General features: G+C 44.1%; 8 protein-coding genes. 4 read left to right on the forward strand and 4 right to left on the reverse strand.

Annotated features, from left to right (window positions below; genetic code table 11):
- Positions 1 to 677: 677 nt before the first annotated feature.
- From thpR to groES, 3 genes are all read right to left on the reverse strand, one after another.
- The gene (gene thpR, locus HOL16_05220; protein ID MBT5390092.1) at positions 678 to 1,214 is read right to left on the reverse strand and encodes an RNA 2',3'-cyclic phosphodiesterase; all 537 of its coding nucleotides are present in this window, start codon (positions 1,212 to 1,214) and stop codon (positions 678 to 680) included.
- A gap of 178 nt (positions 1,215 to 1,392) precedes the next feature.
- Positions 1,393 to 3,051: a chaperonin GroEL gene (gene groL / locus HOL16_05225; GenBank protein ID MBT5390093.1), complete on the reverse strand. Its 1,659-nt coding sequence runs from the start codon at positions 3,049 to 3,051 to the stop codon at positions 1,393 to 1,395.
- Positions 3,052 to 3,078: 27 nt separating this feature from the next.
- Positions 3,079 to 3,378: a co-chaperone GroES gene (gene groES, locus HOL16_05230; protein ID MBT5390094.1), complete on the reverse strand. Its 300-nt coding sequence runs from the start codon at positions 3,376 to 3,378 to the stop codon at positions 3,079 to 3,081.
- A gap of 110 nt (positions 3,379 to 3,488) precedes the next feature.
- On the opposite strand from groES, the gene tsaD reads away from it, so the two are divergent.
- Genes tsaD through HOL16_05250 form a run of 4 tightly spaced genes read left to right on the forward strand, consistent with a single transcriptional unit; the run spans position 3,489 to position 8,115 of the window.
- Positions 3,489 to 4,547 carry a tRNA (adenosine(37)-N6)-threonylcarbamoyltransferase complex transferase subunit TsaD gene (gene tsaD / locus HOL16_05235; GenBank protein ID MBT5390095.1) on the forward strand — a complete coding sequence of 353 codons (1,059 nt, stop codon included), beginning with the start codon at positions 3,489 to 3,491 and terminating at the stop codon, positions 4,545 to 4,547.
- A 43-nt stretch (positions 4,548 to 4,590) separates the two neighbouring features.
- The gene (locus tag HOL16_05240; GenBank protein MBT5390096.1) at positions 4,591 to 5,610 is read left to right on the forward strand and encodes an NAD(P)-dependent glycerol-3-phosphate dehydrogenase; all 1,020 of its coding nucleotides are present in this window, start codon (positions 4,591 to 4,593) and stop codon (positions 5,608 to 5,610) included.
- Between the two features lie 15 nt (positions 5,611 to 5,625).
- On the forward strand, positions 5,626 to 6,042 hold the full coding sequence (locus HOL16_05245; GenBank protein MBT5390097.1) for an EVE domain-containing protein: 417 nt from the start codon (positions 5,626 to 5,628) through the stop codon (positions 6,040 to 6,042).
- A 39-nt stretch (positions 6,043 to 6,081) separates the two neighbouring features.
- Positions 6,082 to 8,115, forward strand: a complete 2,034-nt coding sequence (locus tag HOL16_05250) for a polysaccharide biosynthesis protein (protein MBT5390098.1) — start codon at positions 6,082 to 6,084, stop codon at positions 8,113 to 8,115.
- A gap of 33 nt (positions 8,116 to 8,148) precedes the next feature.
- On the opposite strand, the gene HOL16_05255 is transcribed toward HOL16_05250, so the two are convergent.
- Entirely contained in the window at positions 8,149 to 8,613 is a 465-nt protein-coding gene (locus tag HOL16_05255; GenBank protein ID MBT5390099.1) for a YbhB/YbcL family Raf kinase inhibitor-like protein, read from the reverse strand.
- Between the last annotated feature and the right edge of the window lie 399 nt (positions 8,614 to 9,012).

Below are 9,012 nucleotides of genomic sequence, written 5' to 3' on the forward strand. Positions count from 1 at the left end.
ACGTAGACAGGACAAGTGTATCTAAAATCTGCCTTTTTGGACCATTTAAGGTTCAAAAAGGAATAATATCCCACGAATTTACTCTTTTAGTGCTGCAAAAACTGCTTAATCTTCTGGCTTTGATTTATTCAGACGTCTCTACTAAGTACCATTTTTGTAGTATAGGTGAGATAGAACTAATGAGAAAAAACGGAATCCCAATAGAGAATAATAATACTGATAACAAATTTAAAACTGGATACTGGCTTCCCACAAACTGCATCCATCCCGTATAAAGACTAATTGGAAATAAAAATAGGGATGCAAGAAATAAGGCAATATAAATTGATATGAATTTTTTCATACCAATTCTGTTGAGAGACCAATGTGCAAAAATATATCCCAATAAAAGCATAAATTGATAAAAGAAGGTGCACGTTGTCCATATGGAAGAACCTCCACCAAAGCCAGGTAATATGGCTTTTCCAAAAATCATTTCCATAGAAAACAAGAGAAATGCGCTTAGAAATGAAGCGAATATAAATAGACCCATCTTTAAGTTCATAGATTTTTCCTTAGAAAGTTTCTACCCCAAGGGAATTTAATTTCTTTTCCCAATAACCACAGTGGAATATAAGCCATTGATCGAAGCTACTCAACTCCCATTTTCTTATTTTTTGTCTCGAATGGATGTGCCTTTAACAAGTTAGCCCCACCTCCTGTACTATTTCGTAGGCAACGCTCCCATTTATGAAACTGCTTTTGAAAAGGCAAATTTTGTTTACCGCAAGTGTTGCGGATCCTAAGCTTCCCACTTTTTCAGAGTAGGCCTCAATATCCTGAGGTTTTTTGAATCGACTGATTGTTATATGTGGGACAAAAGGCTTTGGGTCGAACGCAATATTCTTTTCTCTAAAGTGAGATCTTAATTCTGTAGCGACTCTATAGAGTTCCTGTTTTCCTTTGTCAACACCAATCCACAGGACTCTGGCCCTGTTTTTATGGGGGAAGGCATCGAGTTCATTTAGAGAGAGGAGAAAGGATTTCTGAAAGGTAAAAACATCCAAAGCTTTCTGGATTCCTTCGTGCATTTCATCGGAAACGTTTCCAAAAAACATCAAGGTTAAGTGCCAATTAGGAGATGGCACCGATCTTCCAGGGATTGTTTGAATGGAACTTTTTAGTCTCTTTCGGACATCATCTGGAATGGGGAGTGCAATAAAAAGTCTTGGCATAGGTTGAGTATAGGTAAAAATATTGAATGAGCATATTGTTTATTTATTCGACCCGACCTTAAACTCACCACCTGCCACCTGCCACCTGCCACCTGCCACCTGCCACCTGCCACCTGCCACCCATAGAAAAAGGAGGCTCGAAAGCCTCCTTTTTTCGTGTATCGAAAGGGGATTTGGGCTAGAAATCCATACCACCCATACCGCCCATTCCTCCCATACCACCCATTCCTGGGGCTTCAGGCATCGGAGATTTTTTCTCTGGCTTTTCAGCAACCATGGCTTCTGTTGTGATCAAGAGTCCAGCAATTGATGCTGCGTCTTGAAGAGCTGTTCGAACGACCTTAGTCGGGTCGATGATTCCAAATTTGAACATATCTCCATAACGGTCTTTCTGAGCATCGTATCCGAAAGAAGTCTCTTTGTTGTCCATCAACTTACCGATGACAATGGAGCCATCTGTTCCTGCATTAGTTGCAATCTGACGAACTGGAGCTTGGAGAGCACGACGAACAATATCGACACCTACGCGTTGATCGTCATTTTCGGACTTGAGTGCATCCAAAATATTTATGGAACGGAGAAGAGAAGACCCTCCGCCGGGTACAATGCCTTCTTCGACAGCTGCACGCGTAGCATGCATGGCATCTTCTACGCGATCTTTTCTTTCTTTCACTTCAACTTCTGTTGCACCACCAACGCGGATTACAGCAACACCACCTGCTAATTTCGCAAGACGTTCTTGAAGCTTCTCGCAATCGTAATCTGAGGTGGTATCTTCCACTTGCTTCCGAATTTGATTGCACCTTGCTTCGATATCTTCCCGCTTGCCAGCGCCATCAACAAGAGTTGTCTCTTCTTTCGTGATTCTGACACGCTTTGCAGTACCAAGCATATCCAGAGTAACTGTTTCAAGCTTTACGCCAAGGTCTTCAGAGATCAACTGGCCGCCTGTTAGGATGCCAAGATCTTCCAGCATGGCTTTCCGTCGATCACCAAACCCTGGAGCTTTCACAGCAGCAACTTTGAGACCACCACGGAGTTTGTTAACTACGAGTGTTGCTAGTGCTTCGCCTTCAACGTCTTCCGCGATTATAAGAAGAGGGCGTGAAGATTGTACGATTGACTCGAGAAGCGGCAGCATGGCCTGAAGTCCAGAAAGCTTCTTTTCGTGAAGAAGAATATAAGGATTTTCAAGCTCACAAATCATTTTTTCAGCATTGGTTACAAAGTATGGGGAAAGATATCCACGATCAAATTGCATTCCTTCGACAACTTCCAATTCGGTGTTGAGGGATTTTGCTTCTTCAACAGTGATAACACCTTCGTTTCCAACTTTAGCCATTGCTTCGGCAATCATTGTGCCAATTTCTCTTTCGCCATTGGCAGAGATGGTACCAACTTGAGCAATCTCTTCGTTTGTTGAAACCGTTTTCGTGTACTTTTTAACGTTTTCGACGACGCTTTCTACAGCCAAGTTAATCCCGCGTCGTAGATCCATGGGGTTCATTCCAGCCGCAACTGCTTTGCTACCTTCGCGAACGATAGCTTGAGCCAAAACCGTTGCAGTTGTCGTTCCATCTCCAGCAACATCTGAAGTCTTCGAGGCAACTTCCCGGACCATTTGTGCACCCATATTTTCAAACTTATCACTAAGTTCGATTTCTTTTGCCACAGATACACCATCTTTAGTGATGCGTGGAGCTCCAAAGGATTTGTCCAGAATTACGTTCCGGCCCTTTGGACCGAGTGTAACTTTGACAGCGTCGGCAAGAATATTAACCCCGCGCAACATCTTTTCGCGAGCGTCAGAACCAAATTTCACTTCTTTAGCAGCCATGTATTATCTCCTAATATATAATTGTATTTAAGCGGCTTTACCTTCGATCACGCCCATGATGTCGGACTCTTTCATGATGAGGTATTCTGTTCCATCAATTTTTACTTCCGTACCGGACCATTTTCCGAACAGAATGCGATCTCCGACTGTAACATCCATAGGGGTTATGCTCCCGTCTTCAGCGCGAGAACCAGTCCCAACGGCGATGACTTTGCCTTCCATAGGCTTTTCTTTTGCAGTATCAGGAATAATAATACCGCCCTTCGTTGTGTCTTGGTCCTCAATGCGGCAAACCATAACACGATCATATAGTGGTCTTACTTTCATAAATGATCTCTCTCTCTTGATTTGAGGGTTAAAAAACTCTTTTAACTAGCACTCATTACGATAGAGTGCTAACAAGATTTACGAAATTGAATGTGGAATGTCAACTTTAAATGAAAAAAATGGTTAAAGATAACCTTTCTTTGGGCATAGAATCTAGCTGCGATGAGACGGCCGTTTCAGTTGTAGGGGGAGACAGAGCTATTCTGTCAAACTATATCCAATCTCAGAATTCAGAACACAAGCCATATGGGGGCGTTGTTCCGGAACTGGGAGCTCGCGCCCATCTCGAAGCTATGGATACTTTGATACAAAGCGCTTTGGAGCAAGCTGGAGTCACGTTTCAAGACCTAGATCTTATTGCTGTGACAGGTGGTCCTGGGCTAATAGGGGGTATCATTGTTGGGGTCATGACAGCAAAAGCCATAGCAGCCTTTCATAGAAAGCCATTGGTCGTTGTAAATCATCTAGAGGGACACGCCTTGGCGGTGCGTTTGACTGAAGAAGTTGAGTTTCCCTATCTTTTGCTTCTTATGTCTGGTGGTCACACTCAGTTCCTTCTTGTACAAAAACCAAATGAATATAAGTGTTTAGGCACAACATTGGATGATGCTGTGGGAGAATGCTTTGATAAAGTGGCGAAAATTATTGGCCTAGGATTTCCAGGAGGGCCTGCAGTAGAGAAAGCTGCCACCAAAGGAGACGGGACAAAGTTTAAATTTCCTCGTCCACTTGCTAGGCGTCCGGGCTGTGATTTTTCCTTCTCTGGACTCAAAACAGCCGTACGGTTTCAGGTAGAATCTATGGGGGATTTAACCGAGAAAGATTCACAGGATCTGGCGGCATCTTTTCAAACAGCTGTGGGAGATGTTCTTGTGGAGAGAAGTAGAAACGCCTTTCAGTTGGCTGCGGAGCATATGCCAAGGTGTGGCACCTTTGTAGTTTCAGGAGGAGTTGCGGCAAACCACTATCTTCGTAGCAGGCTGGAACAGGCGGCCCAGGAAAATTCCTTGCGTTTTTGTGCCCCTCCCGTTAGTCTTTGCACGGACAATGGCGCTATGATTGCGTGGGCTGGATTAGAACGGTTTAAACTGGGGCTAATCGATGGCATGGATTTTGCACCACGTCCAAGGTGGCCACTTGAGGAGCTAAGTGCGACGTGCACTTCCTAAACAGTATTTTAAATGGGCTTAATTTTAGAACGGGTTACATTCAATGCGTAAAGTAGGAATCATTGGTGCGGGATCATGGGGGACAGCCCTTGCTATGGTTGCACTGCGAGCTGGATCTTCAGTGAAAATTTTTGCGCGCGCTGGTAAGACGGTTGAAGAAATTAATAACAGTCATACCAATGCTAGATATCTTCCGGGGGTTACCTTAGATCCAAGTTTGATAGCAACACGCGAGCTCAAGGATATAGCTGAGTGTGATCTCATTGTGTTGGCTGTTCCGGCTCAGGCTATTCGTAGTGCGGTCAAATCAATAGAGCCCTTCATAACAAAGCCGACGTTATTTGTTCTTGCGTCTAAAGGGATAGAGCTTTCTTCAGGGAAACTTATGAGTGAAGTTATAGAGGAAATTCTACCCATTGGTTCTTGTGCTGTTCTGTCGGGGCCTTCATTTGCTAAGGAGGTCGCAGGAAACCTTCCAACGGCTAGCACGATTGCTGCCGAAAAGTCTTCTGAGATAGATCACGTTATTGATGCATTGGGGAGTCGGACTTTTCGACTCTATGGGAGCAAGGATATGATAGGCCTGCAAATTGCGGGGGCTCTTAAAAATGTTCTTGCCATTGGTTCAGGATTCGTTACTGGAAAAGGTTTTGGCGAAAATGCAAGAGCGGCCCTAATTACAAGAGGCCTTTTTGAGATGACTCAGTTGGGGTTAAGTTTAGGGGCTAAAGCAGAGACGTTTATGGGGTTGTCTGGGCTTGGAGATTTACTTTTGACGACCATGGGAGATCAGTCAAGGAACATGACATTAGGAAAAGCCCTAGGAAAGGGCTCTTCTTTAAGTGAAATTATGGAGAATCAGAACCAAGTAACTGAAGGGGTTTACACAGCGGATTCACTTCAAAAGATTGCGGACAAAGCAGGCGTAGAAATGCCTATTTGTACGAGCATCAGGAGAGTTCTGAATGGAGAAATTTCGGCAAGTGATGCGGTTGAGCTTTTACTTTCTCGGCCGTATGGAAAAGAAGAAGTGGACTTTTCCCAAATAAAACAATCTGCATGATCAAAGAGAAATATGATGGCATATTGGCTAGTTAAATCAGAACCTGGAACTTGGTCATGGGCAGACCATAAAGAAGCTGGTGTTGCAGAATGGGATGGTGTAAGGAATTTTCAGGCTCGAAATAATTTAAAGGGTATGAAGGTCGGAGACCTTGCTTTCTTTTACCACTCGGTTAATGAAAAGCAAATTGTTGGGATTGTTGAAGTCGTTAAGGAGTATTATCCAGATCCTACGGATGAATCTGGACGATTTGGGATGGTGGATTTTAAAGCCAAAGAAACTCTTGGGACACCTGTGACTTTGGAGGCTATCAAAAAGGATTCACAGCTATCTCAGATGGCGTTGGTGCGCCAGGGTCGCTTATCCGTAATGCCGGTAGAGGAATCATCCTGGAATCTTATTTGTCAGATGGGCGGCATTGGAAAAGAATGAAGATACGTAATAAGGTTTTTAGGAAATTAAATTTTTAAGATGGATTTCAAGAAATTTTTTCTCAAAGCTGCACTGGGTGGCTATAGGCTATATTTAAAATTGAATCAGCTGTTGCACCAGTGTCTGAAATCTTTAAGCTCTTTAGCTAAGGTAGCGAGAAAGTTTGATAGAGCAACGATTGCCTTTGTGCATGATATTTCTATGGCTTTTCTTGTCGTGCCTCTAGCTCTTTTTCTTCGAGTGGGAGATGACATACTGGATTACTCCTTTGGGGTCATTTTTACCCATATGGCATGTTTCACACTTTTAGCGACAGGAATCTTTCTGGTTTTAAGGGTGTACCGTGGTGTTTGGCGTTATGTATCCTTAAGCGATACGCTGGGGATCTTGAAGGCAACGGCTTTTATCATCCTGTCGTACGCTCCTATTTTTATTTTGTTAACAAATACCTCACCCTTGCCACGATCTTTGATAGTTATAATAGGGTTTGTTCTTTTCTTCCTGTTGATAGGCCCTCGCTTTTTGTACTTTATTTTAAAGGATCGCCATCAGCGTAAGCGTGGGGAGCACCACGTTTATCAAAAAACGCCTATTCTTATCGTTGGGGCTGGAGATGGTGCAGAGGCTTTTGTGCGCCAAATGAGTCGGGATCCCCATGCAAAGTACGAAGTTGTTGGTTTGATCGCTGATAAGAAGAGTAGGGTAGGTCGGAGAATCCACGGAAAAGAGATTTTTGGAGAGTTGAAAGATGTGACTTCTGTCGTAGATCATCTGACACGAAAGGGAAGTCGTCCAGAACTATTTCTTATGGCAGAATCTGATTTTCCCCCATCGGTCTATAAAAGTTTTCTAGACGTTTCGGAAAAATTAAATATCCAGCTCTTAAGACTGCCACACGGACAGGTTGCAGAGAAGCTTGCCGCTTTTGAGTTAAAGCCTATTGCTGTGGAGGATTTTCTTGGAAGACCTCAAGCAAAGTTGGATAGAGAGGGAATTGGAGGGTTGATTAAGGGGCAGCGTGTTCTCATAACGGGAGCAGGAGGCAGTATAGGAAGTGAGTTGGTTCGTCAAATAGCGAGCTTAAAACCTGCACATATCACTCTTTTAGATAATTCAGAATATCTTTTGTATTCCATTGATCTTGAACTGTCTGAACGATTTCCAACTCTTTCAAAATCAGCTGTTCTGGGGAATGTGGTCGAACGGGATCGATTAAACAACATTCTTGTAAAGGAGGCCCCAGGGATAGTCTTTCATGCTGCGGCGCTAAAACATGTGCCCCTTGTAGAACTCAATCCAAATGAAGGGGCTTTGACAAATACCATTGGGACTCGGAATATGGCAGAAGCTTGCCGTATGTCAGGGGTAAAGGCCATGATCTTTATCTCTACAGACAAGGCCGTAAATCCGACCAATGTCATGGGAGCCTCCAAGCGCCTTGCTGAAAGCTATTGCCAGGCCTTGGATCTTGTCGAAGGAGCCCGCACTGGTGGGACAAGATACATTACGGTGCGTTTTGGAAACGTGCTAGGATCCACAGGCTCCGTTATCCCTCTGTTCAAAAGGCAGATTGCAAGAGGGGGCCCTGTGACCGTGACTCATCCTGACATGATCCGTTATTTTATGACGATTCGAGAGGCTGTTGAATTAGTTCTGCAGGCTGGGCTTTTAGGAACTCAGTCATATCAAGATGGTGGAAAGATATTTGTGCTTAATATGGGTGAGCCTGTCAAAATAGTAGACCTTGCTCGACAGATGATTCGAATTGCCGGCTTGCGTCCTGAACGTGATATTGAAATTAAATTTTCGGGTGTCCGTCCAGGTGAAAAATTATTTGAGGAATTGTTCCATAACTCTGAAAAACTTATGTCTACGTCTTGTCAGGATCTTTTCTTGGCAGCGCCGAGGGTTTTTGACTATTCGCTCTTATCCAGGGCGCTTGTAGAATTGGAAGAGTCTGCAAAAGTAGGGCGAACGGCGCATACTCTTCGCTTGATCCGTTATCTTGTGCCCGAATACAAGGGCAAGGATGAAAAATCCGCTGAAGCTGTTGCGAGCAAGGTTCCCGCCTAGTCTGGATTTAGGCTGAGAACTGACGGCTAGAAACTAATCCCGTCGCTCTCTTTTATCGTAGGTTCCCCTAAGTTCTGCTTGTTCTATAATTTTATCAGCCATAGCGGCTTGGAGTGATTTTTTATGGGAGATGAGGCTTGAATCTAACTCTGAATTCAGGGCATAGAGCTTAAAGTAGTACCGATGGATTCGATCGGGAGGGCACGGCCCGCCATATTCTTTTTTCCCCCAACTATTTTCCGCTGCCTTTGTGCCAGCTGGTAAAGTGCTTATATTTTCCGCTAGACCAGGTGTATTTGGCGGAATGTTATATAAGACCCAGTGGTCCCAGGTTCCCATGGGGGCATCGGGATCGTCGAAGATGAGCGCCAAAGTTTGAGTCCCTTCTGGAACGCCATCCCATTTGAGGGGAATGGATATATCTTCACCATCACAGGTATATTTGTCGGGAATCATCTCTCCGTGTGTAAAGGCAGGACTTGTAATTGTAAGAGCCATGGCAGGAACCTCCGTTAGAAGAATAAAGAACAGGAGTGGGAGCAAAGAACGGTACACCATTATGTAATCTCATTTTATTTTGTGAAAATGATGCCTGAAGGAAAGCTGATTGCCAAGGGGGAAAGATAGAGAGGTGGGGATGGATTGAGTTATGTCAGTAAGTCACCCTACGCCAAGGTATACCTTCCGAAGCACATGTGCGTAAGAAGGCTACGGGAGATTTACCTCTCCGTAGCACGAAGTGCGAAGGGAGGCACTCCTGACTACGGATCAGGGGGTTAGGAGTTCGAATCTTCTCGGGCGCACCATATTCAGTAAGGGGTTCAGGGAATATCAATAAAAACAAAAAGTTCACGGGGGAGCATATGGGGAGCAAATTGGAAAATTTCGATCACCCAT

Source organism: Alphaproteobacteria bacterium, from assembly GCA_018662925.1.
Lineage (GTDB): Bacteria > Pseudomonadota > Alphaproteobacteria > 16-39-46 > JABJFC01 > JABJFC01.

Excerpts from the sequence above, each read along its gene's own strand:
- thpR (MBT5390092.1), bottom strand. The coding sequence starts at position 1,214 with ATGCCAAGACTTTTTATTGCACTCCCCATTCCAGATGATGTCCGAAAG.
- groL (MBT5390093.1), bottom strand. The coding sequence starts at position 3,051 with ATGGCTGCTAAAGAAGTGAAATTTGGTTCTGACGCTCGCGAAAAGATG.
- groES (MBT5390094.1), bottom strand. The coding sequence starts at position 3,378 with ATGAAAGTAAGACCACTATATGATCGTGTTATGGTTTGCCGCATTGAG.
- tsaD (MBT5390095.1), top strand. The coding sequence starts at position 3,489 with ATGAAAAAAATGGTTAAAGATAACCTTTCTTTGGGCATAGAATCTAGC.
- HOL16_05240 (MBT5390096.1), top strand. The coding sequence starts at position 4,591 with ATGCGTAAAGTAGGAATCATTGGTGCGGGATCATGGGGGACAGCCCTT.
- HOL16_05245 (MBT5390097.1), top strand. The coding sequence starts at position 5,626 with ATGGCATATTGGCTAGTTAAATCAGAACCTGGAACTTGGTCATGGGCA.
- HOL16_05250 (MBT5390098.1), top strand. The coding sequence starts at position 6,082 with ATGGATTTCAAGAAATTTTTTCTCAAAGCTGCACTGGGTGGCTATAGG.
- HOL16_05255 (MBT5390099.1), bottom strand. The coding sequence starts at position 8,613 with ATGGCTCTTACAATTACAAGTCCTGCCTTTACACACGGAGAGATGATT.